The following is a 25,719-nucleotide window of genomic DNA, read 5'->3' as shown; positions in this document are numbered from 1 at the left end:
AAAGTTTTGTCTTAGAAACTGAAATCCTTTTGATACAGCATATATTCTTTTTTGAAAAGAGGAATCGTTCCTTCATATCTGAGAGGAGCTATTCCAAAACCATAAAACATATCAGCCTGAATTTTGCCTTTTACGGAGATCACGCCTTTTCTTTCAGGAATGAATGTGAGCCCTAAGGATGAAAGGGCAGAAGCTCTTCCTCTCAATCCTGAATTAGCAATTGGAATAGAAATAAACATCAGTCCTACTGCTCCTTTAGCCTCTACGCCTGCTTCAGCAGACAGGTTTCCTTCAGCACCGGTGATAACGGGATCTGACTTCTTTTTCAGATTGATATTGAGTGCCGGGGTTTTGCTTACCAGAAAGTTGGCATTTCCTTCAAGATCCAAAAGCTGTCCCTGTACTTTTCCTGCCGCTTCTACACCCAGAAAAGGTCCGGCAGAAAGGGTAGGACTTAAAATAAGTCCGGTAGGTCCCAACACAATAGGAACAATAGGAATATTCAGGTAATCTGTAGTACTTGCTGTATACCCTAAGCTTCCTACAATACTCGCAGAACTTTTAAGCTGGATGTCATCCATGATAAGATTGACATAAAAATCAGCTAAATGTCCCCATGAGAATGTGATATTATAATCAATTTTTGGAGTAAATCCACCTTTTACGTTCACGCTGGATGTTCCTGCTGAAGATAAAGGAAAAGAAAAAGTTTTATCAAAATTAAAACGGTTGAAGGCAACTATCTTTTGATTTTGGAGATTCTTTGCTTCAATAGAAAGTATTTTACGATTAATTTCCTGGGAAACCAAGCCTTCTACGGGAACATAATTCACCATTTTCCCATTGATGCTTACAGGTGCTTTATCTGAAGGATCATACACTCCGCTTAACGTTCCGCTATAGATAAATTCTTCAAGCTTCGCGCTGGAGGCTTGTACAGTAAACTGATTATTGGCCTTAGAAACAGAGCTTACTTTTGAAAGGATTGTGCTCACCTGGTCACCTTCTACTTTTGTACCAACAATAACGGTTCCTGCCGAAATACTATCCGTTTGCGGAGTTGTACGGCTAAATGTAATTTCCCTGTCATTGTGAATGGAAATCGCATTGACAGATTCATCATTCAGAATGATAACATTTCTCTGTAAAGTAAGATTTCCTAATGTTTTCATAGGAAATGACTCTGCAGGATTTTCAACAGGAGCTTCCACCGGATCTTCCTGAGAACAAGACGTTAAAAGAAACAAACAGAAAATAGAAAAAATAAGAGAAAAATAAAATTTTCTGTTGATTTTGAAGAAATTAGATTTCCTTTTCATAAGCAGTGATTTTAAGTTTTCTCTAATTTAAGTGAATTATTTAAAGATTACAAAAGAATCATATTAAATTACTGTCAATAACATAATGGTTTTCAATGGAATTTATATTTTAATTCCTCATAATATATTCCTAAAAAGGCAAAGAAAAACCCGCTCTTATGGGAGCGGGTTACTTATATTATTTTTTAAAAGTCAACGCCAAAGGAATAGAAACATTTGATGACACTGGTTTTCCTTTGTCTTCTGCCGGTTTCCACTTGCCTTTATCTTTCATCCGGTAAAAAGCGGCTTCAATAAATGCATTTACATCTTCATTATTTCCTTTTACATTAGGATTCAGAGCATTTCCTTTAGAATCAACAACAAAAGTTATTGTTGATTTGTATGTTTCTGAAGAAAAGTTTAAAAAATCAAGATCCACAGCTTCATATAATAATTTTTGAAAGGCTGCTTTGCCTTTATCATATTCAGCTTCTTTAGTGACTTTTGCTTTTGTCGGAGGATCTGCAGCAATCATTTTCTGATCTTCAAGAGAGGCTTTATCTAAAGCATCCTGGTAAGCCGCTATTTTATCTTCCGTCAAAAGCCATTCTTTTTTCGTTCTTAAATCATTAGGCTTAGGATATTTGTTATACAGAGCCGTTTTCTTTCTTTCATAGCGTGAATCTGCCCTTTGAAATTCAGAAATCTGGGCACTGCCGAAAATAAAAGTGAAAATGAATGCTGATGCTAAGACCTTTTTCATGATTTATTAAGCTTTTACAATATTTATAATTACTTCAGTCGCTTTTTCCATACTTTCCAGAGCTACATACTCATAGGGTCCGTGGAAGTTGATTCCTCCTGCGAAAATATTCGGACATGGAAGTCCCATATAAGAAAGCTGAGCACCGTCTGTTCCTCCTCTGATTGCCTTGATCTTAGGTTCAATACCAGCTTCAGTCATTGCTTTTGCAGCAAGATCTACAATGTGCATTTTACCTTCAAACTGCTGCTTCATGTTTCTGTATTGCTCCTTGATCTCCACTTCAGCAGTTCCTTCACCATGCTTTTGATTGAATTCCGCGATTTTTCCTTCCATGAATTTCTTTCTGGCTTCAAATTTATCTGCATCATGATCACGGATAATGTACTGAAGTTTAGCTTCAGAGATATCAGCGGTAATATCCATTAAATGATAGAATCCCTCAAAACCTTTTGTTGTTGAAGGTGTTTCATTAGCCGGAAGTGTCTGAGCAAATTCAGCCGCTAAAAGAGCTGCATTGATCATTTTTCCGTAAGCATAACCCGGGTGAACGCTCAATCCATGAATTTTTACCACAGCTCCGGCAGCGTTAAAGTTCTCATATTCAAGTTCTCCAACTTCTCCACCGTCCATTGTATACGCCCATTCAGCACCGAATTTAGCGACATCAAATTTATGTGCTCCTCTTCCGATTTCTTCATCAGGAGTAAATCCTATAGCAATTCTTCCGTGTTTGATTTCCGGATGAGCAATAAGATATTCTGCAGCCGTTACAATCTCTGCACAACCCGCTTTATCATCAGCACCGAGAAGAGTAGTTCCGTCAGTAGTAATTAACGTCTGGCCGATATATTTTTTTAAACTTTCAAATCTTGCAGGAGATAATGTGAATCCTGTCGTCTGGTTCAAAAGAAGATCATTTCCATCATAATTTTCCCAAACCTGAGGTTTTACATTTTCTCCACTGAAGTCCGGTGAAGTATCATAGTGTGAAATAAATCCGATCGTAGGTCTGTCATCATTTTCAAGGTTAGAAGGAACATATCCCATAATATATCCATGCTCATCAATTGAAACATTTTCCAGGCCGATAGTTTTCAGCTCTTCAGTAATGTAATTGGCAATATCCCACTGGCGGGGAGTAGAAGGTGTAGTTTCACTTTCTGCATCGCTGGTTGAATATATTTTTACATAGCTAAGAAAACGGTTCAGTAATTTCTCTTTCCACAATGGGTTGAATTCTATTGTACTCATCAGATATCATAAATTTTAACAAAGTTAGCAAATTTGATGCTGAGAATACGTTATTTGCGATTTAATATCAGTTATCGAAATTATAAATCAGATATAAAACTTTGAAAATCAAAATAGTGTTAGCTTTGTATGTACAGTATACTAAGTAGTTTAGTTTTATTATATTTGAGAAAATCAAAAAGTAACAATGTTTCTTACCGAATGTCCTAGAGATGCCATGCAGGGATGGGGAGAATTTATCCCTACCGATAAAAAAATAGATTATATCAACTCCTTGATGGATGTTGGCTTTGATGTATTGGATTGTCTGAGTTTTGTTTCTCCGAAAGCAATTCCGCAGATGGCTGATTCTGATGAGGTGGCCGAAAATATTGACAAATCACGTTCCAAAACGAAGGTTTCAGCAATTATCGGTAATTATAGAGGTGCTGAAAAAGCATTGAAACACCAATCTGTTGATATTCTTGGTTTTCCGTTTTCTATTTCCGAAACTTTTCAGCACAGAAATACCAATAAAAGTCAGGAAGAAGCTTTTGATGAAATCATTAAAATGCTTGATCTGGTAAAAAGTGAAGGCAAGCAGCTTAACATCTATTTCTCCATGGCTTTTGGAAATCCATACGGAGAAATGTGGAAATGGGAAGATGTTGATCATTGGGCACAAAGATTCTCAGATATCGGAGTGAAAGATATTTTATTATCGGATACAACAGGAGTGGCAACACCGGAAACTATTGCCCTTTTGTTTGAAAAAATACCTTCAAAATATCCTGAAATCAACTTCGGAGGACATTTTCATAACCGTTATGAAGATTCTTATTCAAAATTAAAAGCGGCTTATGATAAAGGCTGCAGAAGATTTGACAGTGCCATCAAGGGAATCGGAGGATGTCCTATGGCTAAAGATGATCTTGTTGGGAATATGCCTACTGAGCAGGTGATTAACTTTATGAGCGTTGAAAAAGTAGAACATAAACTGAATCTTCTGAATTTTGAAAGTTCTTATAATAAAGCGAAGGATATTTTTCATTTTTAAGAAGAATAAATCATAAATTTCACAGATCTAACAATTTAAATAGATCTTAGGATGGTTAAGAGTTAAATTTGTCATTCCGTTAGGAATCCAGATTGTTTTTTCAATAACGGAATTAAGATTCCTAACGGAATGACAAAAATACGGCTGAACTATCTGTCTTCTTAATGTGTTCAAATATAATGGATTGTGTCCATGATCATATTTAGTATTAATTCCAAAATCGACAAAATGACTCCAATAATCTCCCCATCCGATTTGAAAAACCTTCCAACAGAAAATCTTATCATTCTTGATGCAAGAACCGGAAAAGACATAAAGCAGAATTACCTTGAAAGACACATAAAAGGAGCTCGATTCATAGATCTGGATAAAGATCTGGCTGAGATAGGGGAAGGTGCTGCTTTTGGCGGGAGACATCCGCTTCCTTCCGTAGAAAAATTTGCGGAAACACTTTCAAACCTTGGAATTGCAGAAAATTCTCATATCATTGTGTATGATGATAAAAATGCCTCAAATGCTGCTGCAAGAGCCTGGTGGATGTTAAGATCTTTCGGTTTTGAAAAAGTTCAGGTTCTTGATGGCGGAATGCAGGCCGCTGAAAAAAACGGACTTGAATTTTCTTCTGGAGAGGAAACATTTGAGAAAGCTTCTCTAATCAAAAAAGAACATTGGTTTCTTCCTGTTTCGAGTTTGGAAGTTGTTGAAAATGAGTTGAAAAACAATTCTTCTACGGTTATTGATGTAAGAGATGCCTATCGTTATAAAGGGGAATCTGAACCCATTGACCTGGTTGCGGGGCATATTCCCGGAGCGATCAATATTCCTTTTTCTGAAAACCTTGATGAAAACGGAAACTTTCTGAACCCGGAAGTGTTAAAAGAAAAATATAAGCAGTTATTAGAGAATAAACCTGAGCATCTGATCATTCATTGTGGCTCAGGAGTTACCGCCTGTCATACTATTTTGGCGCTGGACTATGTAGGCTTCCCAATGCCGGATCTGTATGTAGGTTCATGGAGTGAGTGGAGCAGAAGAGATGGAAAGGAAATAGCAAAAGAAATGTAAGCAATATGAATACAGAAAAAAGGATGTCTAATCAGACATCCTTTTCTTTTATGGTACAATATTTTCAGCTGTACTTATTTTTTAGTTAAGTGAAACAGAGAAATAATGATGAAGCCTACTCCAGTAATAAAAGGAGGTTGTGCCTGCATCCGGGCTCCTAAATAAAGCATATATATTCCAAGAAAGGCAAGGACTACTGCTCCGATTTTTTTTGCCATTATTTTCTGAATGATTTTATAGCATTCCTAATTCAAACTTCGCTTCCTCGCTCATCATATCCTTATTCCAGCTTGGTTCGAAAGTCAACTCTAAATCTACACTTTTTACGTTCTCTACTTCAGCCACTTTATCTTTTACCTCCTGAGGAAGTGTTTCTGCAACAGGGCAGTTGGGAGTAGTAAGGGTCATTATAATTTTTACGTCAGCATCATCGGAGATCTGAACATCGTAAATCAGTCCTAATTCGTAAATATCTACCGGAATTTCGGGGTCATATACGGTTTTCAGTACACCAATGATTTCCTCACCAATGTCAGCAATTTGATCGTCTGTAAATTTCATTTTTTAATCTAGATTGATATTCCTTTTCAACAAATCTTCCTGACGCATGCGCCGGAAAATATTCGCCAAAGTTAAGACATCTTTTTCACAATAGTCTACAATTCTCTGCAAGTCTTTTTCTATGTAGTAAATTGATGAAACCATTGAGCCGTCAATATCATCTTTTGGAGTAGGAATTCCAAAGACATGCGCCAGTAATTCAAGGGATACAAAACTTTTATAATCTCCAAACTTCCATAGTTCCATCGTATCGATGTGAGGAACCTCCCAGGGTTTCTTTCCAAACATCTGAAACGGAGCAGGAGGCAGTATCCCGTTGATAAGATATCGTCTGGCAATCCATGGGAAATCAAATTCTTTTCCATTATGAGCACAGAGAATCACGTTGTAAAGTCTTGGGCTGTTGAAGATTTCGCCAAATTCCTGAAGCATTTTCTTTTCATCGTGTCCGGAAAAACTTTTTATTTTTAGAGTTTCATTCTTTTCAAGCATTCCGATGGAGATACAGATGATTTTTCCAAATTCGGCCATAATACCGGCTCTGTCATAAAACTCTTCTGCAGAGATTTCTTCTTTTCTCTGAAACCGGGTTTTCTTGTCCCATAGATATTGCTCAGTTTCGGATAAGTCGTCCCAGGACCCCGCCTGTGGAACGGTCTCAATATCAAGGAATAAAACTCTTTCTAAAGGTATACTCTGTATCATATGTGTTGTGTTTTTTATTATCCTACCTGCATCCCATTTTTTGTAGGTAATGAAGGGGTTACAAGAGTGACATCACTTTTGTCTTCACCATATAATCCCAACACAAGACATTCACTGAAGAAATTGGCAATCTGTTTTTTAGGGAAATTAACTACCGCTAAGATCTGCTTTCCAACAAGTTCCTCTTTTTTGTAAAGAGAGGTAATTTGTGCAGATGATTTTCTGATTCCTAAGTCTCCAAAGTCTATTTCCAGCTGGTAAGACGGGTTTCTTGCCTTTTCAAAATCATTCACAGAGATTATCGTTCCACATCTGATGTCTATTTTTTCAAAATCTGCCCAGGTGATATCTGGTTTTACTGTCATGGTAATTCGTTGATTAAATGTTCTACTTCTGTTTTCTGTTCTGCATATTTTTGCTGTAAGACTGATCCTTCACCCATTCTTTTGTAATACTCCAGAGCTTTTCCCCCGAAGAATTTTTTATGAAAATCTGAAACTTCAGGAATTTGTGGAAAAACTTTGTGAAAAAGCATTTCATAATAGGCCTGAAATTCTCTCTCATTTTTGTCTTCAATTACCTGCCCGGGAGCTTTCTGCCTTACATGGAGCATTTCGTGCGCCACCATATTAAGGACAAGGTTCAGGTCAAAATCAAATAAATTTCTTGGGATCATTACGGTTTGCGGCCCACCCAGACCTCCTTCTGCTGTAAGAAGCATTGAAGTGGGAGAAAGTTCTTCCCTGAATCCAAATCCTGCAAAGTTCTCATGTTCAAGATCAAAGGAATGGATCAGATATTTTGCTGCATCCAGAATCTGATCATGTTCTTTATAAGCCTCAAGGTGTAAGTTGATCTGCTCGAAATTCATCTGAGATATGTTTTGTAACAAATGTATTAAAATATTGAGAATACTCCGAAGAATTACTTGAAAATGCTTTAAAAAAGGAATTGTTAAATAATAAAATAAAACCAGCCCGTCTTCAAAGGCGGGCTGGTTATTGAAACTAAAAAAATTAAGGATGTTCATTTCTTGCTCTGATGACCAGATTTACTAAATCTGAGCCGCCACTTGCAAAATTATCGCTTGGGTTGTGGGCACTTTGAGTAGCCACAGCATACGGAGAGCCATCCCAATATCCCCAGAAAGGGCCTCCGCTTTGTCCAGGCCATATATCTGCTTTATGGCTCATGCTTTCGTTGTCATCAGCACTCCAGAAATCTCCATCCAGTGCGATACCTGTTTGGTATGTTGGTCTTTGAGTTCCTGTAAGGTCTCCCGGATATCCAGCGTGAGTCCAGTAAGCGCCTCCATCCCATGAGTCAGAGTAGGATTTTGAACCTAGCCATCCTGTGCTGTTTCCGATAGGTCTGTCTAATACAATGACAACATAATCGTATTGTATTTCTGTTGAATCAATAGATGGACCTGCTACTTTATACTTGTAATATGTTAATGTACCCCAGGCTGTTCCGTAAGGAGCACTGCCGTTATAATACATTGGAGTGAACTTCAGCCATCCCGTTGTGTTATTAGGCTGCCAGTCAACAATATGAGAACAGGTAAGAAGGTGTCTTGGTCCTATCATTACACCACTTCCTGATCCTAAAGAACTTTCTACCCTGCCGACACATCTCCATGGATAGGCTGTAGAATTATATACTTTTCTTTGATCTGCTCCGAAAATTGTTCTTGCATTTTCCGGAGTCAGGAAAGAATCTCTGTCAATGAATTTTGGTTTACGGTCTCTTTTCGGTTCAAGCTTTGGATTGTATTCAAAATCAGCATGGGTAGGGTAGAAATGATCAGTTTCCAGAGATCGGATCTCAGCTGTTTTTTCATCCATAGGCATTCCTATTGTTTTCATTCCTTTCGGAAAAGTTCTTCCGTTAAGGGTTTCCATAGCTGGAAGCTGGCTGGATAATTTTTCAATTGCTGACGGTTTTTCAGTTGATTTTGCTTTAACAGTTCTAAGTCTTAAAACTTCTTCTGCTGTCATTGGGTTGTTGTTTTCAATTTTAGACATGATTATTATTTTTAATCTAGTGTATTCCTACTCTTTTAATGGCTTTTCGGATTCCGCCGGTAAAGGTTATTGGTTAAGTAAATATTTTTTGTGAAAATTCTGCAGTGATGCTTTCTGTTTGGTTGATCTGGGCTGCTCCCATAGCCGCCAATGCAATAGCAACCTGCTTATCAAGCGTTTTTCTGACAATACTCCCATTGGTAGCGCGCAAAATTTTGCAGAAATGATAGGTGAAATATCCTCGTATCTGTCCGCTGATACTGCCTTCCATAGATACCTGATTGTCTTTTGCAGCTGCCCATAACGTATGATTCATTCCGGCAACAGGGATAAGTGCTTTAGTAAGAACAGTTGATTTTTTTGAATTCTTAGACGATTCCATTTCACTGGCATAGGTCAGATAAAATTCATCTTCAAGCATGGGCGGAATATAGCGGGCGGTTTCGTTGAGAAAATCCGCTTCCAGTCCCAGATCCATTTTTCGGGTTCCTGTTCCGGAATAGCAGCAGTCGAAAATGACTTCCATATTGACTCCGGCTTTCAGCTTACTGAGAACTGTTTTAAAATCATCATCACGAATGACTCCGTTATTGGCATAATCGTGCGGGCAAATGGCTTCATCCAAACCGTCCAGTTCCAGATCTGATCCTATATTAGCCACTCTGGTCCCGTGTCCCGAATAATAAAAAACAAGAGAATCTCCTTTTACACTTGTGCTGATCATGGATTTCAGATAGTTTAATATATTCGCTCGTGTTGCATTTTGATTGGTCAGAATTTTAATCTTTGCCGGACTAAAACCACAGATCACCAATGTATTTGCCATATCTCTTGCGTCATTTACACAACCATTAAGATCCGGTCCTCCGTAACCGATAGGTGCATAATCATTAATACCTACGATAAGTGCTTTTTTCATTGTATTAGTTTTAAAAATATTCCCTACTCTGTTTCGGCTTTTCAGGTTCTGCCTTTCTGTGTTTTTTCTATGACAAAATTCCATTATTCTGAAGGACAAAAACAGAGGAGAAAACCGTATTTTGAAAAAGGAAAAACACCTTTTTAATTGTATATGAGTATGTTATGAATTAAAAATCCGGCAGCTTGAAAAGCTGCCGGATACGTAAAAAGAATGTAAAGATGTTTATTATATTGGGTAAGAAATAAGTTTAAAATGAGACTATTCAATCAACATAGATCATGTTTCAAGGCAAAAAGGACTAGGCCTGCTCTGTTTTTGATATCCAGTTTTACAAAAACGGAATCTCTGTAACCATCTATTGTTTTCGGACTCAGGCACATCTTGTCAGCAATTTCTTTGTAGGTAAGCTCACTGCACGCCCATTTTATAAATTCTCTCTCTCTGTCTTTAAGCTCGGAAAGCAGGGATGCATTTTTCATTTCCTCTGTTTTTACTTTCAATAATTTCTGAGCTACAAAATCAGTATAAAAACTACCTTTCTCGAATACAGTGTCTATGGCCTGAAAGAGAATAGCAGGCTGCATGTCTTTCAGTAAATATCCTTTAGCACCTGCCTTCAGCATTCTGATAAGAACTTTTTCATCATCATCCATGGTCAGGGCAATGACTTTGATGTCAGGATAATGCTCCGTAAGCCATTCTGTAGTTTCTATACCGTTTTTATAAGGCATATTAACATCCATCAGTACTACGGCGGGTAATTCAGAAGCTTTTTCCACATCTGCAATAAATTCTTCTCCGTTGGGATGATTCATAATTACCCGATATTGAGTGTTTTCTGTGATCATATTTTCCAAAGCTTTGGAAATTAAGGTATGATCATCAACGATCGCTATGGGGATAGTTTTCATAATAAATTTTTGTGATAGGTTATCAAAGTTTGTGTTCCTTTATTCAATTCTGAGTGTATAGACAGTTCGGCATGAATCAGTTTTGCTCTCAGTTCCATGTTTTTTAATCCTGAGCCATCCTGAATAATGTTTGTATCAAAGCCTCTTCCGTTGTCGGAGATACTGATGTGTAATTTTTCACAGTCATCTTCTATCTGTACGGAAACATTTTTGGCCTTGGAATGTTTTAGAATATTGTTAATACTTTCCTGGACAATCCTGAAAAGGATCAGACCATGTTTAGGGGAAATATCAATATCCTGCTTTTGAGTGATAAATTCTATTTTTAATAATTTCAATTTTTTGATCCGCTGAACTTCTCTTTCAATGGATTCTGCCAGTCCGAAATGAATGATCTGTTCGGTAATTAATGTTTTAGACAGGTTTCTTATATCCTGTATACATTCGCCCAATAGTTCATTGAGCTCAATCAGATCTTCTTTTTCGTTGTTTTTTAATTTGGTAATCAGTTGGTTTTGCCGCAGCCGGACCACAGAAAGTTTTTGTCCCAGATCATCGTGTAATTCCTGTCCGATATAATTCAAGGTCTGTTCCTTCATTTCTACCTGTGAAGTGGCCAGCTCTTTTTCAAACCGCAAATCTTTTTCTTTTTGCTCTATCAGCAAGGTTGTCTTTTTCTTAATGAAAACAGCATAAATGAAGATCATTGTCAAAACAACGATGAATAAAGTAATCGTAAAGATGATGACCAAATTATTCTCTTCCATATCTGAAAAGGATTTATCTTATTTTTTCTTGTTTGTTCCAAATTAAGCCCAATATGAGTATACCGTTACTGATCAGATTCAGCATAAATAAAATGAAGAAATAAATAGTCTCCGAAACAGTAGTTCTGAAAAAGAGTATCGGAATACTTCCAATAAAAAAGATCAGTAAAGCCACTGATATCCAGAATGGTAAATAGCTCTTTATTTCCAGTATCTTATCAGAATTAAAGGTTTGGTACAGGAACAAAATAATTGAAAATAACAACAGAAGAATATCTACATACAGCATATTAAAAGAAAAATGATGAAGCAGATCGTCTTCCGTAGAAAACATTACAGCAATATTGAGGACGAAAAGAGCCAGGATGATAGTCTGTATCTTTTTGAGCAGCGGAACATATAATAACTGGTGATAATAAAATAAATACAAAAAGAATACGATCATTAAAAACCCAATTACATAAAATATGTCCGTAGGCAGGTTTGTCAGGTCGTAGTAGAAATAACAGAAAATATCAATCAGGGAAAACAACAGATATCCAATAATAAAAAATAAGTTCTCCTTTCCGGTTTTTCTATGTTTTATGACCATTAAAAGCATCACTATGATGGATAGGATTATCGATATCTGTTTCCCTGTTTCAATATTCCAGTTCATAATTTTGTGTTTTTAAGGCATGGTTCCTGACAGGGTTTTTGGAGGTGGTGCCAGATTGGTCATATTCATAGATTCTATAGAAGGGACGTCTGTATTTTCCTCGGTGGACGCCGATCTGGCCATCGCATTGTCACCTTTTCTTTTTTGGGATGTAGGAACTAAAAATATGGTTTGATAGCCTGCATATTCAGGTTTTGCCATTTTGTTTTTAGGATGATTCACAGGATATTTTCCCATATAGATCCTGATTCCCGGATTTTTTAATTTTTGTTTTTTGGCATTTTCTTTTACGTATTTAATATAGCCTTCCATATCTTCCAGTGAAAACCAGTACCATCGGGAATCAGGTTCACCGTTTCTGTATTTCATGAGAATTTCATGATTGGTTCTCGTGTATTCATCAAAAAGGACCCGGCCTTCACGATAGCTTATCAGTTTCTTTTTATAACTGTTACTAACGGGTTCTTTAGGAGGTTCAGAGCAGCGGGTGCAGCTTAAAAAACAGAGCGTTAGAATAAATGCTGCACAAAGCAAACTTAAAGTCTTAGTAAAAAAGGAAGTTTTCATTTTTATGGTTTTTAATTTTATGGAACAAAATTAGCTAATGGCACAACTATAAAAAAGAGGGAAAACACTGTTTTTATCCTTTACTAAATTTACGGCTTTTTAATATTCAGTTGAATATGAATTATTGATTTGTTTTTATTTAAAAAAAAATATTAATTATGATTATTAAAATAACAATATCTGTTTGGTTCCGAAACTAAGTATAAAAAACAGGACCGGGAAGAGATTTCCGGTCCTGTCAAACAAGATTAAGTGTAAAATTTAGCCTTTAAAGGCAAAAAGGATAATTCAAAATGTGTTCAGATTTTTATTGATCTTAATCTATGTTTAGGGGAATTGATAGTAATGGTACTTTATTTTTATAAGCCATTATAGCTGTTTTACTTCGGTGAAAAAGAGATTCTATAAGGTTGTATTTGTAGGGAACCATAGTCAGAAGATCCGGGTTTGTGAGTCTGATTTCCTCCTCAATAGCTTTGATAACTTCTATGGATTGAGTCATTTTAAAACTATATTTAATATCATCCAGATCATATCCGGAATTCAGGTCAATATCATGAATAACCTCGGCAAAATCTTCCAGCCTTTCACTTACATTGAATACCTCAATCTCAGCATTAAACTTATTAATGAAATAATAAATATCATTCATTGCTGTCCAGGTCATGCTTTTGTGGGTATCATAAGCAAAAAGAATTTTCCTGATTCCCGTATACTCTATATGGGCAGGGACAATTAATATCGGCTTTTTTATTCTATGGATAGCTCTTGTTACACTGTTACCCAAAAGCTTTTGTTCAAGCGTTTTTTCTGCGATTCCCATCACAATAAAATCACATTCGTGGATCTGTATGCACTTTTCAAGCTCTTCAATAAAATTGCCGGAAGCCAGATGATATCCGGTTTCTATAGCATAAAGCGTCGTAAGTCCGGCGGCCTTATCGTCCAGTTTTTTCTGATTTTTAAGCGTTTGAGCATAGAAAAAATCTGCTGAAGCCTGGGCATTCAAAGCATGAATGGATACGGTTTGAAGATTAAAAAGTATAATCCTGTATTTATTTTCTTTAGCCATAGATGCCGCATAATGAGTAGCATTTTCAGCTTCGTGGGAAAAATCTGTGCAGACAATTATTGTTTTCATTGTTCCGGATTTAATACTGCAAAACTATGGTATACAGGATTTCACCTATGGTAAAAATAAGGTGACATTGCATAAAATGATGATGAACTGTCTTTTTCAGGTGATGAAGCGTCACATCCATTTGAACGCTGCTATTTTACGTTTCAGGTACGGTTTTGGCGGTCTCGGCTAAAATAGGAGGGATTCGTCTAAAATCTATTTCTATATTTACATTCATAAAATCCCGGATATGAATAGGATTTCTACCATCAGAAAAAATATAGTAAGAAATAAGAAGATTCTTTCTACCATGAAGAGAAGGCTCGTGATCTGGGCAGTAGCAGTAGTTACTTTCTGTGTTTTTTCCTATCTTATTGATCCTTTTGACCCTATTTGGAAAGAATATTTGAACGCTCCGCTGAGGATGATTCTGGAAGATGCCTCATGGATTGTCTTTTTTTCTATCATCATCTCAGAGGTAAGTATATTTATAGACAGAACACTCAATAAGCTGCTTCCCTGGAGTAACAGAACCGTGAAGCGATTGCTCATCCAGTGTTTGATTCAGATCGTGGGAAGTGTCATGATTGTGATCATTATTAATGCCATTGTAGACTGTACCTCAGTGACATTACCCGAAATGGATTCCCGCAAAGAATACACGCTGTTGGGACAATGGATCGCAACTAATATTGTAATATCGTTGATTATCAGTGCCTTTAATACCGTGGATTATTTACTTGAAAACTGGAAAAAAACTGCCGTAGAAGCAGCCCAGCATAAACTTAGGGCATCAAAACACAAGCAGGCTGCTATGGCGGCAGAGCTTCAGGCTCTTAAGCTTCAGATAGACCCTCATTTTATTTTCAACAACTTAAGTGTACTGTCAGAACTCATCCTTGAAGATCAGCAGCTGGGGTATGAATACTCAGAGAAGTTTGCAAGAGTATACAGATATCTGTTGGTCAATTCCAAAAAAGATATTATTGCAGTAGAAGAGGAGCTCAAATTTTTAGAATCCTACATCTTTCTGATTGAAAAAAGAATTGGTGAAGGTGTTATATTCAAAATAGATATTCAGGAAGAATACAGGTCCAGATTTACCCTTCCACTGTCTTTACAATTGTTGGTTGAAAATGCCATTAAGCATAATCAAACTTCTAAATTAAATCCTCTGGAAATTCACGTTTATACAAACCCTGAAGGAGAATTGGTGGTTTCCAATACATTTCTGCCTTTGATCAATAAGCCGGATTCCTCAGGAGTAGGACTCACCAATATTATTGCACGGTACGAAATCCTGGGATATCCTAAGCCTGTAATTGAAAAAACGGAAGATAAATTTATTGTAAAACTCCCATTGATATGAAGATTAATAAAGTTTTAATCGTTGAAGACGAAAGACCCAATGCTGAAAGATTAAAAAGACTGTTGTTGAAGTTAAGACCCCATATCGAAATCCTGTCTGTAGAAGACTCGATAACCTCAACAGTACACTGGCTGGAAAATAATGTCGTTCCGGATGTCATCATGATGGATGTACGCCTTGCAGATGGGCTCAGCTTTGAAATATTCAACAAGCATGAAATTAAAAGTGCAGTTATATTCACTACAGCATACGATGAATATGCAGTACAGGCATTTAAATACAACAGTGTAGATTATCTGCTGAAACCCATTGAAGAAGAAGAGCTGGATGCCGCTTTAAAACGTTATGAAACCTTTATGGAAGCCGTTCCGGTAGTAGGAACAGCTATTGAAGGATTATTGAATTATATTCAGCCGAAAGATTACAGAAAGCGCTTTCTCATAGCCCACAGAGATGGATATAAAACCGTTTTGGCAGAAGATATCCTATACATTTATACTGAATTGGGAATCAGCAAAGCGATGTTGAATACAGGGGTGGTAGAGAATGTTCCGCAAACGCTGGAAGAACTTGAGAAACAGTTAGATCCCAAATTCTTTTTCCGGGCCAACAGACAATTTATTATTCACATCAATTCAGTAAAGCAAATCTTTAATCATTTTAATGGAAAGCTAAAACTGGAACTGAGAAAACAGCCCGATATGGAAGTGGTTGTAAGCCGTGAAAAAGCCTCTATTTTCAAATCCTGGATGGATTATTAATCTCATAAAAACAAAAAAAGACTACTTTATCTAAAAGCAGTCTTTTTTTTGTTTCAGTCTTATTTTACCCAGAAAATCTTTTTTTTATCAGATTTATAAGAGAAAACAGCTGTTTTCCCTTCATTTTTACTATCATACGTTTCACCTGCGATTAATGACACTTCACCCAATTTCTAAGTGAATATCCTTATTATATGAAGTTATTTTGCTCCTGTAAAATTTAAAAACTCATGTTATGAATTACAGAAAAGGATATCTGGTACTCTCACTTACAGCTGCAGCAATACTGTCCTCGTGCGGTTCCGGGAATGGCCAGGAAAATGCCCAGCAGATGCAGCAGGCATTGCCTACAGATTTTATCCAGGTGAAGTCCGGAGATGCCGATGTGTCTACAGGATACCCGGGAAGCATAGAAGGGCAGGACAATGTAGATATTAAAGCACAGGTAACAGGTTATCTGGAAGCAGTATATATCAAAGAAGGACAATATGTAAGTAAAGGACAGACCCTTTTCAGAATAAATCCATCCGTATACAACGAACAGGTAAATACCAATGAAGCCGCTTTAAAATCTGCTCTGGCGGCACAGGAGACAGCAAGACTTGAAGTTGAAAAACTAAAACCTCTTGTCGAAGGAAAAGTAGTTTCTGATATGCAGTTGAAAACAGCTCAGGCAAGCTATAAAGCCGCTTCAGCACAAGTAGCACAGGCACAGTCATCATTAGGATCATCAAAAATCAATGCCAATTTTACCTATATCAAAGCTCCCGTGAGCGGATATATAGGAAGAATTCCAAATAGAGTAGGAAACCTTATCAGTCCGTCAGATGCTTCTCCTTTGACAACACTTTCAAGCATAAATAGTGTGAATGTATACTTCTCAATGAATGAAGCTGATTTTATCGCGCATAGTAAAGCTTCGGTATCAGGAAATAATGCAGAAGATGTAGAACTGATCCTTGCAGATGGTTCCACCTATTCTCTTAAAGGAAAATTGGAAAATGCCAGCGGAAACTTCGATAGAAATACAGGAAGTATTCAGATGAAAGCTGTTTTTCAAAATCCCGATAAATTATTGAGAGCCGGAGGAACAGCAAGAGTAATGATTCACAATGCACTGAATGGGGTGATCAAACTTCCGAAAACATCTGTGAAAGATATTCAGGACAGGTTCTTTGTCTATAAACTGAATGGTAAGGATAAAGTGAAAATGACCCAGATTACCGTTTCTGGAAGCACATCTCAGGATTACTTTATCAACGAAGGCGTGAATGCAGGAGACAAGATTGCCATCAACAGAATTGATGCTCTTACAGACGGCGCACAGGTTGTTGCGACAACAGTTCCTTTGAAATAGTTGTATAACCATTCTTAGAAAATTCAAAAAATGTTAAAAAAGATAATAGACCGTCCGGTACTGGCGACGGTAATATCCCTTATCATTGTTATTTTAGGGATCATAGGATTAAACCAGCTGGCAGTGACCAGATTCCCGGATATTTCCCCACCTACCATTACTGTTTCAGGATCGTATCCGGGAGGAAACAGTGAAACAGTGATCCGTTCCGTGGTAACTCCACTGGAAGAACAGATTAATGGAGTGGAAGATATGGAGTATATGAAATCCAGTGCAAGTAATGACGGCACATTTTCGATCTCCATCATATTCAAACAAGGTGTGAATGCAGATCAGGCTGCTGTAAATGTCCAAAACAGGGTACAGCAGGCCACTCCGATACTTCCTCAGGAGGTGGTGAGAATGGGACTGACTACATCCAAGCAGCAGAACAGTATGGTATTGATTTTCAATATTTATACTGAAGATAATAAACAATATGATGAAACCTTCCTTCAGAACTACGCGAATATTAATCTTATTCCGCAGGTCAAAAGGGTAAAAGGAGTAGGGCAGGCCATGGTATTTGGGTTGAAAGATTATTCCATGAGAATATGGCTTAACCCTCAGAAAATGTCATCTTACGGTCTTGAGCCGGCAGATGTTTCCAGAGCGATTGCTGACCACAGTTTGGAGTCAGCTCCGGGTAAGTTGGGAGAAGAATCTGATGCGGCTTTAGAATATGTCATCCGATATAAAGGGAAAAAGAACAAGCCGGAGCAATATGAGAATATCATTGTTAAAAATACCGGAAGTCAGGTAATCAGGCTTAAAGATGTGGCCCGTGTAGAGTTCGGAGCGATTTCAAATACGGGAGATAACCTTTCCAATGGGAAAAATGCGGTTACTGTAGCGATTATGCAGACCACAGGATCCAATGCCAATCAGATTGAAATAGGAGTAAACAAAGCCCTTGATCTGTTGTCAAAATCATTCCCTCCAGGTATTAAATATACAAAGGTAATGAGTACCAAAGAGAGATTGGATGAGGCTACAGGACAGGTGAAGTCTACCTTGATAGAAGCATTTATACTGGTATTTATTGTAGTATTTATCTTTTTACAGGATTTCAGATCTACTATTATTCCGGCAGTGGCAGTTCCGGTAGCGATTATCGGTACCTTCTTCTTCCTTCTGGTCTTAGGATTTACCATCAACGTACTGACGCTTTTTGCCCTTGTACTGGCTATCGGTATTGTCGTCGATGATGCGATTGTAGTAGTGGAAGCCGTCCACAGTAATATGGAAGGAACTAACCTTTCAGGAAGAGAGGCTACTCACAAAGCGATGAGTGAGATTACAGGAGCTGTTATTTCTATTACGCTGGTAATGTCTGCAGTATTTATTCCTATCGGATTTATGTCCGGTTCAGCAGGATTATTCTATAAGCAGTTTGCCTATACATTGGCTATAGCGATCATTATTTCTGCGGTTAATGCATTGACTTTAACTCCAGCTTTATGTGCTGTATTTTTGAAGAATAACCATTCGGGAGAAGGTAAAAAGCCAAAAGGATTCGGGCAAAGATTTGCGGTGGCATTCAATGCCGGATTTAATAATATGACCAACCGTTATGCAAAAGGAGTTCGATTCTTAATTGGACGTAAATGGATTGCAGGAGGGTTAATAGTAGTGGTTATCGGTGTCGCAGGATGGCTCATGTCAAGCACTCCAAAAAGTTTTGTACCCATGGAAGATGACGGATTCTTTATGTACACCTTAAGCATGCCTCCGGGAACGGCATTGACAAAAACTACGGAAGTTTCCAACAAAATCAATGAAATCTTAAAAGGAGTAGATGCCGTTCAGGAAAATACTTCCATTACAGGATACAACCTGCTTAGTAACAGTGCGGGGCCAGCTTACGCCATGGGATTTGTTAAACTGAAACCCAAAAAAGAAAGAGGTGAAGTTCAGGATATCCAGGAGGTTGTTGATATGGCTAATGCAAAATTGGGAGTGATCAAAGAAGGAAGTGTAATGACCTTCAGAATGCCTCCGGTAGAAGGATACGGAATGACGAATGATGCAGAGGTCGTACTTCAGGACCGTATGGGAAGAGATCCTCAGGTTCTTAAGGCCAAAGCGGATGAATTAATTGGTCAGCTGATGAAGGTCCCGGAAGTAGCATTTGCCTACACGATGTTCAGGGCAGATTATCCTCAGATGGAGCTTGAAGTGAATGAAGATAAAGCAAAACAGCTGGGAGTAAGCATTTCAAACCTGTTAGGAACCGTTCAGACGTATTTCTCAGGAGATCAGTCTCAGAACTTCTCAAGATTCGGGAAATTTTACAGAGTGAATATTAAGGCAGATGGTGTTTTCAGAATGGATGAGCAGGCCTTCAATGATATTTTCGTGAAAAATGAAAAAGGAGATATGGTGCCGGTGAATACACTGATCACTTTGAAAAAAGTCTATGGTCCGGAATCTGTTCAGCGTTATAACCTTTACAACTCATTAAATATCAACGTATCTCCAAAACCGGGAGTAAGTAACGGAGAATTGATGGGGAAACTGGAGCAGACCTTAAGCAAATTGCCTTCTGACTACAGCTACGAATGGACGGGATTGAGCCTGGAAGAGAAATCTGCAGGAAATCAGACGATTGCCATCTTCGGATTATGCTTGCTTTTCGTATACCTGCTATTGGCAGCTCAGTATGAAAGTTATATCCTTCCTCTGGCAGTAATGCTTTCTATCCCAACGGGAATTGTAGGAGCGTTCCTGGGAATAAAAGCGATCGGACTGGATAACAATATTTATGTGCAGGTAGGATTGATTATGCTTATTGGATTATTAGCCAAAAATGCCATTCTTATTGTTGAATTTGCTATCCAAAGGAGAAAATCAGGGCTTTCGATCCTGGATTCTGCACTGGAAGGAGCGAAGGCGAGATTACGTCCGATTATCATGACTTCATTAGCCTTTATTGTAGGAATGGTTCCGCTGATGATTTCTTCAGGAGGAATGGCTTCAGGAAATAAATCAATCAGTACAAGTGCAGCAATGGGAATGCTGAGTGGAGTGGTTTTGGGAGTTTTTGTAATTCCTGTACTCTACATGTTTTTCCAGTATCTGGATGAGAAATTCTCTGCCAAAAAGAAGTACAATACGATAGAAAATCAATTGACAAATGAGAATATTTAATATAAAAAACTTCCTTATTTCAGGCGCAATGGCATCACTGCTGATGTCTTGTGCCGTAGGGAAAAAATATACAAGAACAGACCTTCAGGTTCCGGAAACGTACAAAGAATCTGTACAGGTAACAGGAGATACGGTGGTTCTTCCATGGAAAACTTTTTTCAAAGATCCTAAATTGATAGGCTTAATAGATAAAGCACTTTCAAGAAATAACGAAGTAAACGTAGCCCTGAAAAATATCGAACAGCTGGATCTGATCTATAAACAAGCCAAGCTGGGACTGATGCCGACATTGGATTTAACCGCTGGGGCGAATAGAAGCTGGGCGTCCAAAAATACTCTTAACGGCTCTCTTAATGAACAGTTTGTTGGAACAAAGTATATGGATGATTTTAGTGCCGCCCTAAGGCTTTCCTGGGAAATAGATATCTGGGGAAAAGCTAAAATGCAGAAAGAATCTGCCGCGGCAGAATATTTTGGACAGAAAGAAAACCTGAATGCGATAAAAAGCAGGATCGTAGTTCAGGTTGCGCAGGCTTACTATAATCTCATAAGTCTGGATGAACAGCTGAAAATAGCCGAGCAGAACATTGAACTCAGTGACAATACTCTTACAATGATGAATCTGCAGTTTAAAGCTGGACAGATTAATTCATTGGCAGTTCAGCAGTCAGAAGCCCAAAAGAAAACAGCTGAGCTACTGATCCCTTTAGCAAAACAGAATATTTCTATTCAGGAAAATGCACTGAGCATTCTTTGTGGGGAATATCCCACCAGAATAGAAAGAGAAGGAAATCTTAAAACAATGATTCCGGAAAATAGATTGTCTGAAGGATTGCCCGCCCAGCTGCTGAGCCGCAGACCGGATCTGAAAATGGCAGAATTTAACGTAATTAGCCTGAATTCCAAAACCGGACTGGCAAAAGCAGCCATGTACCCAAGTATCAGCCTGAGCCCGCAGATAGGAGTGAACTCAAATAAGTTCAGCTCATGGTTTGACATTCCTGGATCTATTACCAAAACAATTGCAGCAAATCTGGCAGCCCCGATTTTTCAGAAAAAACAATTGAAAACAGCTTACGAAACTGCATTGATTGAACAGGAAAAAGCAGTCATCAACTTTAAACAATCTGTAATGACTGCTGTGGGAGAAGTTTCCGATGCCATGGCCAAGTCTAAAGGTTCTTCAGAAAGACTGCAGCTTTTAGAACAGAGAACAGCCATTCTGGATAAAGGAATCAATGATGCCCTGAAACTGTATAAAAGCGGGATGGCAACCTATCTTGAAGTCATTACAGCTCAGAACAATAAACTTCAGAATGACCTGGAAGCCATTAATGTAACCCTTGAAAGATTAAATGCAGAAGTAGACCTGTACAGATCGCTTGGAGGAGGAGTACAATAACATGTAAATAATAGATATTAAATTAAAAGGAAGCTGCATCTTATAGCTTCCTTTTTTTTGTTATTTCTAAAGGTAAATACAATTTAATTGAGCATAAGGTCCGGAATTTGCACAGGAGTGATGAAATTTTACACTCATTAAATCAGTGATTTATGAAAAATTTTATCTTTTTTTCAAAAATAGATGCAAGATTTTTGAAAAGTAGGATTTATATAGATGAGTACTCGAAAATAATTAATGTTTAACGAAAAAAGTAATGCAATGAAAAGATTGACAGTACCCCGATTTTTTATAACAGTTTTAATGGTTTTAGTAGGATTTACTTTATCCTCTTGTAATGATAATGATGGTCCGGACATACCTCCTGTAAAAATGGAAGACTTAAAAGGAAACTACAAAGGTAAGCTGGTTATTGTGCAGGGAAATAGCAAAAGAGAAGGAATAAAAGAATTTAAAGTAAAAAAAGATACAATCTCGTTTGCTGAATTTCCAATAGAAGAAATTGTAAAAACTGTGGTGAAAAATCCTGCAAAAGCAGAAACCGCATTGAAATTAATGGGAAAAGTGAAGTATGACCTTAAGTATGCTGCAGTAATTAATACTGCGAATAATGTGATAGAACTTACATTTGCTCCTAAGGCTATGGAACTTCAGATCCCTGTAGACGGAGTGAATAAAAAGACCGTTGTAGAATTTGTAGCGAAACAAAAAGGATATTATGTAGGATTGGACCAGACACTGAGGTATGCTGTAACAGCAGAAAAAATTACAGTAGATGGTACATTGATTACCCCTTATGAGGTGATTGATTATAATTTTCCATTCTGTATAAAAAATTAATTAATAGATATTATCATCAATGGATTGCACTTTATTGTTAAGATGCAATCTATTTTTGCTTGACAGTTTTATAACATCCCAGTGGATACGGAGGCAGCAGTATATGGAAGAAAGTAAAGAACAGATTTTGGTAAAGCACCTTCTGAAGAAGGAGGAAGCTGCCTGGAAAGAGCTTTTTGGAGCTTATTCCGGAAATCTGGCTTATGTCTGCTCCCGTTATGTGGCTGAAAAAGAAGATGTTCATGATATACTTCAGAACAGTTTTATCAAAATGTTCCGTTCGATAGAATCTTTTGAATACAGAGGAAGTGGGTCTTTGAAAGCCTGGATGACCCGTATTGCTGTCAATGAATCTTTGAAACATATCAAACAGAAAGGAGATTTTAATTCTGCGGTGGAAGTGGATGATCTTCCGGATATTCCTAATGAAGAAGAACCGGACTTTGAAGAGGTTCCGCGTGATGATATTATGATGATGATAAGAGCGCTTCCTGAAGGGTATAGAACTGTTTTTAACCTGTTTGTATTTGAGAAAAAAAGCCATAAGGAGATTGCCGGACTGCTGGGAATTGCAGAAAATTCTTCTGCATCTCAGTTTCACCGTGCAAAAGGACTGCTTGTTCAGAAAATAAAAGAATTTAAAATGTCAAAAAAAGCACAATATGAATAATGAATGGCTAAATAACCTGCGAAACAGAATGGATGACCATGAAGAGGACGTTCCGGAAGGATTGTGGGATGACATCAAAGATGAACTATTTTCCGGGGAAGAAAACAACAGTATTCCCGGGTTTATCCCAGAAATTCATGAAGGAGGAAAAAACAAGAAAGAGAAGGGAACCGGTGCAGGAAAAAAAACGTTATTCTATCGTCTCGGAGGTATTGCAGCTGCCATTGCACTGCTCTTTTTACTGACGAAACTCCTGCCACAGAATGATACAGGTAAAACCCTGTCTCAGAAACCGGCAGATGTGAAAAAAGAAAAGGAAAAGAATTCTTTAAAACCTTTGGAAACTGAACATCTCTCAAACGGTGAAGTGAAATCCGGAACAGTACCTTTTTTAGCTGAAAAAATATCAAAAGCAGGTGGTCCGGAGAAAAAGTCAGGACAGAAATATTTTAATACTGAAGAAAAAAATGAAGTAGGGAATATTCAGGATATTCATGAAATCATCAAACTTCCAGCTGTAATGGAGCCTTTTCATCAGGAGAGCAAGATCGCTCAGAAAGTATCTCATACCGATGATACAGTAAAAGAACCGGCCATAGAGAAGACCCCTGATGAGGTTCTTTTCAAACAGGAAGAATTAAAAGAAGTGTATGCAGAGAATACAAAACATACCACCAAAAAATCCCGTGACAAAAAGTCGTGGATGCTGAGTATGCTTACAGGAAATGTTGCTTCCAATTCTGCAGAACAGCAGTTTCCGGGATATGCTTCCATCACTGGAAAAGCAATGAATGTTGAGCAGGTCTGGAGTACTTCTGAATATCATGATGATCCTCTGACAGCAATCTTTCTGGCAAATCAAAGTCAGCCGGTTGAAGCAAGAATCAGACATAAGGTGCCTGTTACATTTGGATTGTCTCTTTACTACAATTTAGGAAAAAGATGGGGAATAGGAACAGGACTGAATTATACGAAACTTTCTTCTGAATTGCATTCAGGAACGGAGAACAATTATATTAAAGGAGATCAGACAGTTCATTATATAGGAATTCCGGTGCAGGTCAATTATAATATCATTCAGAAAGGGAGATTTACAGGATATGTTACAGGCGGAGCACTTGTTGAAAAACCTATAGCAGGAAATATCACAACAACTTATGTGGTGAATGATGAAATAAAGGAATCCTCAAAAGAGCGTGTGGAACCAAAACCTTTTCAGTTTTCGGTTAACACTGCGGTAGGATTTCAGCTGAAGGTCATAGACAAAGTCGGAATTTATGCTGAACCGGGAATAGGATATCATTTCAAGGAAGAAAATGCTCCTAATACCATTTATAAAGAGAAACCATTTCATTTTAACATGAAATTCGGGATCAGAGTGCTGCTGGATTAATGTTGGGGATTTTAAAACAAAACCAAACTTAATTATTATATATGAAAACAAAACTAATTTTTTTAGTGTTTTTACTATTCAGCATTCTGGATATAAAAGCACAGTGTACCCCTACCATTACCAGTCCGAGACTTGGACAGAAATATCCGGGAACAATTTTGTTCTGTGATGTGGAAGATGAAATAATTTCTACTACACAGACCTATGGAAGCTATCAGTGGTACAAACAGGAATGGACTTGGCAGACACCCAACAACAATCCTTGGGTGGCCATTCAGGGAGCTACATCGCAGCAGTTAACCGTTAGCGGTAATGACCAGCTGAATTATTTTAAAGTAGTCGTTACAGATGGGGATTGTACAGCAGAAAGCCCGGCAGTATTTGCTGATGGATTTGTATATGGTCTTCCGGCTATGATGACAACTTATACTCCCGGAACCTATCAGGAAAATATGGGAACCGTGAATGTATGTAATGGAGCATCTGTACAATTTGATAATATATTTCCTGTTGTATATGGCAAACATACCTGGTTCAGATGTGTACCAAGCAGTAATCCTGCGTTGCCGGGAGATCCCTGCATCATTCCTGGAGTGATAGGAGATACATATGTTGCGACAAGTTCCGGAAAATATGGCTTTTATGCCTGTACAGAATATTGCCCGGATCAATGCCAGATGCTGGATCCGTTTGCCTTTGTGGAAGTGAATTTCGGAAATTGGGATTTCTGCACCAATCTGGGAACAGGAGAGGTGAAGACTAAAGATAATAATCTGAAAATCTATCCCAATCCTACAGCGCAGCATCTTTATATCGGAAAAGAATCGGATAAAATCTATAAGGAAGTTACCATTATAGACATGTCCGGAAAACTTGTTCTAAAGAAAAATGACCACAGGTATAATCAGGCGATTGATGTAAGTCAGCTCGTGCCAGGAAACTATATCATTGTTTCTAAAAGCGCAGATGGAAAAGAATATAAAAATAGATTTATAAAGAAATAAGATTACATAGTCTGAATGTGTTAAAATTTTGATTGTGGGAAGGAAGATTGGATGTCAGAGGAGGGATGTTTCTTGTA

General features: G+C 37.8%; 27 protein-coding genes. 12 read left to right on the top strand and 15 right to left on the bottom strand.

The features are described 5' to 3' along the window. Positions 1 to 11: 11 nt before the first annotated feature. From ACTJIP_RS16635 to pepT, 3 genes are all read right to left on the bottom strand, one after another. Positions 12 to 1,319, bottom strand: coding sequence for a hypothetical protein (locus ACTJIP_RS16635; protein ID WP_440704851.1), 1,308 nt, complete (start codon positions 1,317 to 1,319; stop codon positions 12 to 14). 178 nt (positions 1,320 to 1,497) lie between these two features. Beyond that, positions 1,498 to 2,064: a hypothetical protein gene (locus ACTJIP_RS16630; protein WP_180564900.1), complete on the bottom strand. Its 567-nt coding sequence runs from the start codon at positions 2,062 to 2,064 to the stop codon at positions 1,498 to 1,500. 6 nt (positions 2,065 to 2,070) lie between these two features. Beyond that, entirely contained in the window at positions 2,071 to 3,318 is a 1,248-nt protein-coding gene (gene pepT, locus ACTJIP_RS16625; protein WP_440704850.1) for a peptidase T, read from the bottom strand. A 187-nt stretch (positions 3,319 to 3,505) separates the two neighbouring features. Here pepT and ACTJIP_RS16620 point away from each other — a divergent pair, with 187 nt between their 5' ends. Next, positions 3,506 to 4,354 carry a hydroxymethylglutaryl-CoA lyase gene (locus ACTJIP_RS16620; protein WP_077413311.1) on the top strand — a complete coding sequence of 283 codons (849 nt, stop codon included), beginning with the start codon at positions 3,506 to 3,508 and terminating at the stop codon, positions 4,352 to 4,354. Between the two features lie 228 nt (positions 4,355 to 4,582). Continuing rightward, the gene (locus tag ACTJIP_RS16615; protein WP_440704849.1) at positions 4,583 to 5,419 is read left to right on the top strand and encodes a sulfurtransferase; all 837 of its coding nucleotides are present in this window, start codon (positions 4,583 to 4,585) and stop codon (positions 5,417 to 5,419) included. Positions 5,420 to 5,493: 74 nt separating this feature from the next. Here ACTJIP_RS16615 and ACTJIP_RS16610 read toward each other — a convergent pair whose 3' ends face one another. The 12 genes from ACTJIP_RS16610 to ACTJIP_RS16555 all read right to left on the bottom strand — a co-directional run bounded on the left by ACTJIP_RS16610 (position 5,494) and on the right by ACTJIP_RS16555 (position 13,678). After that, entirely contained in the window at positions 5,494 to 5,637 is a 144-nt protein-coding gene (locus ACTJIP_RS16610) for a hypothetical protein (RefSeq protein ID WP_175627170.1), read from the bottom strand. Positions 5,638 to 5,653: 16 nt separating this feature from the next. After that, complete coding sequence (locus ACTJIP_RS16605) at positions 5,654 to 5,980, bottom strand: SUF system Fe-S cluster assembly protein (RefSeq protein ID WP_034691980.1); 327 nt, start codon at positions 5,978 to 5,980, stop codon at positions 5,654 to 5,656. A gap of 3 nt (positions 5,981 to 5,983) precedes the next feature. Further along, positions 5,984 to 6,685, bottom strand: a complete 702-nt coding sequence (locus tag ACTJIP_RS16600) for a 3'-5' exonuclease (RefSeq protein ID WP_077413313.1) — start codon at positions 6,683 to 6,685, stop codon at positions 5,984 to 5,986. Positions 6,686 to 6,702: 17 nt separating this feature from the next. Then, on the bottom strand, positions 6,703 to 7,050 hold the full coding sequence (locus ACTJIP_RS16595; RefSeq protein ID WP_077413314.1) for a tRNA-binding protein: 348 nt from the start codon (positions 7,048 to 7,050) through the stop codon (positions 6,703 to 6,705). Beyond that, the gene (locus ACTJIP_RS16590; RefSeq protein WP_077413315.1) at positions 7,047 to 7,556 is read right to left on the bottom strand and encodes a hypothetical protein; all 510 of its coding nucleotides are present in this window, start codon (positions 7,554 to 7,556) and stop codon (positions 7,047 to 7,049) included. The genes ACTJIP_RS16595 and ACTJIP_RS16590 overlap by 4 nt, the downstream gene beginning before the upstream one ends. A gap of 145 nt (positions 7,557 to 7,701) precedes the next feature. Beyond that, positions 7,702 to 8,712, bottom strand: coding sequence for a trypsin-like serine peptidase (locus tag ACTJIP_RS16585; protein ID WP_077413316.1), 1,011 nt, complete (start codon positions 8,710 to 8,712; stop codon positions 7,702 to 7,704). Between the two features lie 73 nt (positions 8,713 to 8,785). Then, positions 8,786 to 9,631 (bottom strand): caspase family protein, encoded by an 846-nt coding sequence (locus tag ACTJIP_RS16580; RefSeq protein WP_175627171.1) that lies wholly within the window; start codon positions 9,629 to 9,631, stop codon positions 8,786 to 8,788. Positions 9,632 to 9,900: 269 nt separating this feature from the next. Further along, positions 9,901 to 10,545: a response regulator transcription factor gene (locus tag ACTJIP_RS16575; RefSeq protein ID WP_077413318.1), complete on the bottom strand. Its 645-nt coding sequence runs from the start codon at positions 10,543 to 10,545 to the stop codon at positions 9,901 to 9,903. Continuing rightward, positions 10,542 to 11,312: a sensor histidine kinase gene (locus ACTJIP_RS16570; RefSeq protein WP_077413319.1), complete on the bottom strand. Its 771-nt coding sequence runs from the start codon at positions 11,310 to 11,312 to the stop codon at positions 10,542 to 10,544. The genes ACTJIP_RS16575 and ACTJIP_RS16570 overlap by 4 nt, the downstream gene beginning before the upstream one ends. Before the next feature lie 13 nt (positions 11,313 to 11,325). Beyond that, positions 11,326 to 11,970 (bottom strand): hypothetical protein, encoded by a 645-nt coding sequence (locus tag ACTJIP_RS16565; RefSeq protein ID WP_077413320.1) that lies wholly within the window; start codon positions 11,968 to 11,970, stop codon positions 11,326 to 11,328. A gap of 12 nt (positions 11,971 to 11,982) precedes the next feature. Beyond that, the gene (locus ACTJIP_RS16560; protein ID WP_219072017.1) at positions 11,983 to 12,537 is read right to left on the bottom strand and encodes a hypothetical protein; all 555 of its coding nucleotides are present in this window, start codon (positions 12,535 to 12,537) and stop codon (positions 11,983 to 11,985) included. Positions 12,538 to 12,853: 316 nt separating this feature from the next. Next, positions 12,854 to 13,678, bottom strand: a complete 825-nt coding sequence (locus ACTJIP_RS16555; RefSeq protein WP_180564907.1) for a universal stress protein — start codon at positions 13,676 to 13,678, stop codon at positions 12,854 to 12,856. On the opposite strand from ACTJIP_RS16555, the gene ACTJIP_RS16550 reads away from it, so the two are divergent. From ACTJIP_RS16550 to ACTJIP_RS16505, 10 genes are all read left to right on the top strand, one after another. Further along, positions 13,656 to 13,850, top strand: coding sequence for a hypothetical protein (locus ACTJIP_RS16550; RefSeq protein WP_180564908.1), 195 nt, complete (start codon positions 13,656 to 13,658; stop codon positions 13,848 to 13,850). The two genes, ACTJIP_RS16555 and ACTJIP_RS16550, sit on opposite strands and share 23 nt — an antisense overlap. 57 nt (positions 13,851 to 13,907) lie before the next feature. Beyond that, positions 13,908 to 15,026, top strand: a complete 1,119-nt coding sequence (locus ACTJIP_RS16545) for a sensor histidine kinase (protein ID WP_077413323.1) — start codon at positions 13,908 to 13,910, stop codon at positions 15,024 to 15,026. Beyond that, positions 15,023 to 15,787: a LytR/AlgR family response regulator transcription factor gene (locus tag ACTJIP_RS16540; RefSeq protein ID WP_077413324.1), complete on the top strand. Its 765-nt coding sequence runs from the start codon at positions 15,023 to 15,025 to the stop codon at positions 15,785 to 15,787. The genes ACTJIP_RS16545 and ACTJIP_RS16540 overlap by 4 nt, the downstream gene beginning before the upstream one ends. 235 nt (positions 15,788 to 16,022) lie before the next feature. Beyond that, entirely contained in the window at positions 16,023 to 17,144 is a 1,122-nt protein-coding gene (locus ACTJIP_RS16535) for an efflux RND transporter periplasmic adaptor subunit (RefSeq protein WP_180564911.1), read from the top strand. Positions 17,145 to 17,174: 30 nt separating this feature from the next. Further along, positions 17,175 to 20,333, top strand: a complete 3,159-nt coding sequence (locus ACTJIP_RS16530; protein WP_440704848.1) for an efflux RND transporter permease subunit — start codon at positions 17,175 to 17,177, stop codon at positions 20,331 to 20,333. Further along, complete coding sequence (locus ACTJIP_RS16525) at positions 20,320 to 21,735, top strand: efflux transporter outer membrane subunit (RefSeq protein WP_440704847.1); 1,416 nt, start codon at positions 20,320 to 20,322, stop codon at positions 21,733 to 21,735. The genes ACTJIP_RS16530 and ACTJIP_RS16525 overlap by 14 nt, the downstream gene beginning before the upstream one ends. A 261-nt stretch (positions 21,736 to 21,996) precedes the next feature. Then, positions 21,997 to 22,575, top strand: coding sequence for a DUF4840 domain-containing protein (locus ACTJIP_RS16520; protein WP_077413667.1), 579 nt, complete (start codon positions 21,997 to 21,999; stop codon positions 22,573 to 22,575). A 103-nt stretch (positions 22,576 to 22,678) separates the two neighbouring features. Beyond that, entirely contained in the window at positions 22,679 to 23,245 is a 567-nt protein-coding gene (locus tag ACTJIP_RS16515) for an RNA polymerase sigma factor (RefSeq protein ID WP_077413328.1), read from the top strand. Then, positions 23,238 to 24,638 carry an outer membrane beta-barrel protein gene (locus tag ACTJIP_RS16510; RefSeq protein WP_077413329.1) on the top strand — a complete coding sequence of 467 codons (1,401 nt, stop codon included), beginning with the start codon at positions 23,238 to 23,240 and terminating at the stop codon, positions 24,636 to 24,638. The genes ACTJIP_RS16515 and ACTJIP_RS16510 overlap by 8 nt, the downstream gene beginning before the upstream one ends. A gap of 41 nt (positions 24,639 to 24,679) precedes the next feature. Then, entirely contained in the window at positions 24,680 to 25,642 is a 963-nt protein-coding gene (locus ACTJIP_RS16505) for a T9SS type A sorting domain-containing protein (RefSeq protein WP_077413330.1), read from the top strand. Positions 25,643 to 25,719: the final 77 nt, after the last annotated feature.

Source organism: Chryseobacterium sp. 22543 (assembly GCF_052044565.1).
Lineage (GTDB): Bacteria > Bacteroidota > Bacteroidia > Flavobacteriales > Weeksellaceae > Chryseobacterium.
This window is presented reverse-complemented; position numbering and strand designations above follow the sequence as displayed.

Bases quoted from the DNA above. Each gene is read 5' to 3' on its own strand.
- ACTJIP_RS16635 (WP_440704851.1), bottom strand. From the start codon at position 1,319: ATGAAAAGGAAATCTAATTTCTTCAAAATCAACAGAAAATTTTATTTT.
- ACTJIP_RS16630 (WP_180564900.1), bottom strand. From the start codon at position 2,064: ATGAAAAAGGTCTTAGCATCAGCATTCATTTTCACTTTTATTTTCGGC.
- pepT (WP_440704850.1), bottom strand. From the start codon at position 3,318: ATGAGTACAATAGAATTCAACCCATTGTGGAAAGAGAAATTACTGAAC.
- ACTJIP_RS16620 (WP_077413311.1), top strand. From the start codon at position 3,506: ATGTTTCTTACCGAATGTCCTAGAGATGCCATGCAGGGATGGGGAGAA.
- ACTJIP_RS16615 (WP_440704849.1), top strand. From the start codon at position 4,583: ATGACTCCAATAATCTCCCCATCCGATTTGAAAAACCTTCCAACAGAA.
- ACTJIP_RS16610 (WP_175627170.1), bottom strand. From the start codon at position 5,637: ATGGCAAAAAAAATCGGAGCAGTAGTCCTTGCCTTTCTTGGAATATAT.
- ACTJIP_RS16605 (WP_034691980.1), bottom strand. From the start codon at position 5,980: ATGAAATTTACAGACGATCAAATTGCTGACATTGGTGAGGAAATCATT.
- ACTJIP_RS16600 (WP_077413313.1), bottom strand. From the start codon at position 6,685: ATGATACAGAGTATACCTTTAGAAAGAGTTTTATTCCTTGATATTGAG.
- ACTJIP_RS16595 (WP_077413314.1), bottom strand. From the start codon at position 7,050: ATGACAGTAAAACCAGATATCACCTGGGCAGATTTTGAAAAAATAGAC.
- ACTJIP_RS16590 (WP_077413315.1), bottom strand. From the start codon at position 7,556: ATGAATTTCGAGCAGATCAACTTACACCTTGAGGCTTATAAAGAACAT.
- ACTJIP_RS16585 (WP_077413316.1), bottom strand. From the start codon at position 8,712: ATGTCTAAAATTGAAAACAACAACCCAATGACAGCAGAAGAAGTTTTA.
- ACTJIP_RS16580 (WP_175627171.1), bottom strand. From the start codon at position 9,631: ATGAAAAAAGCACTTATCGTAGGTATTAATGATTATGCACCTATCGGT.
- ACTJIP_RS16575 (WP_077413318.1), bottom strand. From the start codon at position 10,545: ATGAAAACTATCCCCATAGCGATCGTTGATGATCATACCTTAATTTCC.
- ACTJIP_RS16570 (WP_077413319.1), bottom strand. From the start codon at position 11,312: ATGGAAGAGAATAATTTGGTCATCATCTTTACGATTACTTTATTCATC.
- ACTJIP_RS16565 (WP_077413320.1), bottom strand. From the start codon at position 11,970: ATGAACTGGAATATTGAAACAGGGAAACAGATATCGATAATCCTATCC.
- ACTJIP_RS16560 (WP_219072017.1), bottom strand. From the start codon at position 12,537: ATGAAAACTTCCTTTTTTACTAAGACTTTAAGTTTGCTTTGTGCAGCA.
- ACTJIP_RS16555 (WP_180564907.1), bottom strand. From the start codon at position 13,678: ATGAAAACAATAATTGTCTGCACAGATTTTTCCCACGAAGCTGAAAAT.
- ACTJIP_RS16545 (WP_077413323.1), top strand. From the start codon at position 13,908: ATGAATAGGATTTCTACCATCAGAAAAAATATAGTAAGAAATAAGAAG.
- ACTJIP_RS16540 (WP_077413324.1), top strand. From the start codon at position 15,023: ATGAAGATTAATAAAGTTTTAATCGTTGAAGACGAAAGACCCAATGCT.
- ACTJIP_RS16535 (WP_180564911.1), top strand. From the start codon at position 16,023: ATGAATTACAGAAAAGGATATCTGGTACTCTCACTTACAGCTGCAGCA.
- ACTJIP_RS16530 (WP_440704848.1), top strand. From the start codon at position 17,175: ATGTTAAAAAAGATAATAGACCGTCCGGTACTGGCGACGGTAATATCC.
- ACTJIP_RS16525 (WP_440704847.1), top strand. From the start codon at position 20,320: ATGAGAATATTTAATATAAAAAACTTCCTTATTTCAGGCGCAATGGCA.
- ACTJIP_RS16520 (WP_077413667.1), top strand. From the start codon at position 21,997: ATGAAAAGATTGACAGTACCCCGATTTTTTATAACAGTTTTAATGGTT.
- ACTJIP_RS16515 (WP_077413328.1), top strand. From the start codon at position 22,679: ATGGAAGAAAGTAAAGAACAGATTTTGGTAAAGCACCTTCTGAAGAAG.
- ACTJIP_RS16510 (WP_077413329.1), top strand. From the start codon at position 23,238: ATGAATAATGAATGGCTAAATAACCTGCGAAACAGAATGGATGACCAT.
- ACTJIP_RS16505 (WP_077413330.1), top strand. From the start codon at position 24,680: ATGAAAACAAAACTAATTTTTTTAGTGTTTTTACTATTCAGCATTCTG.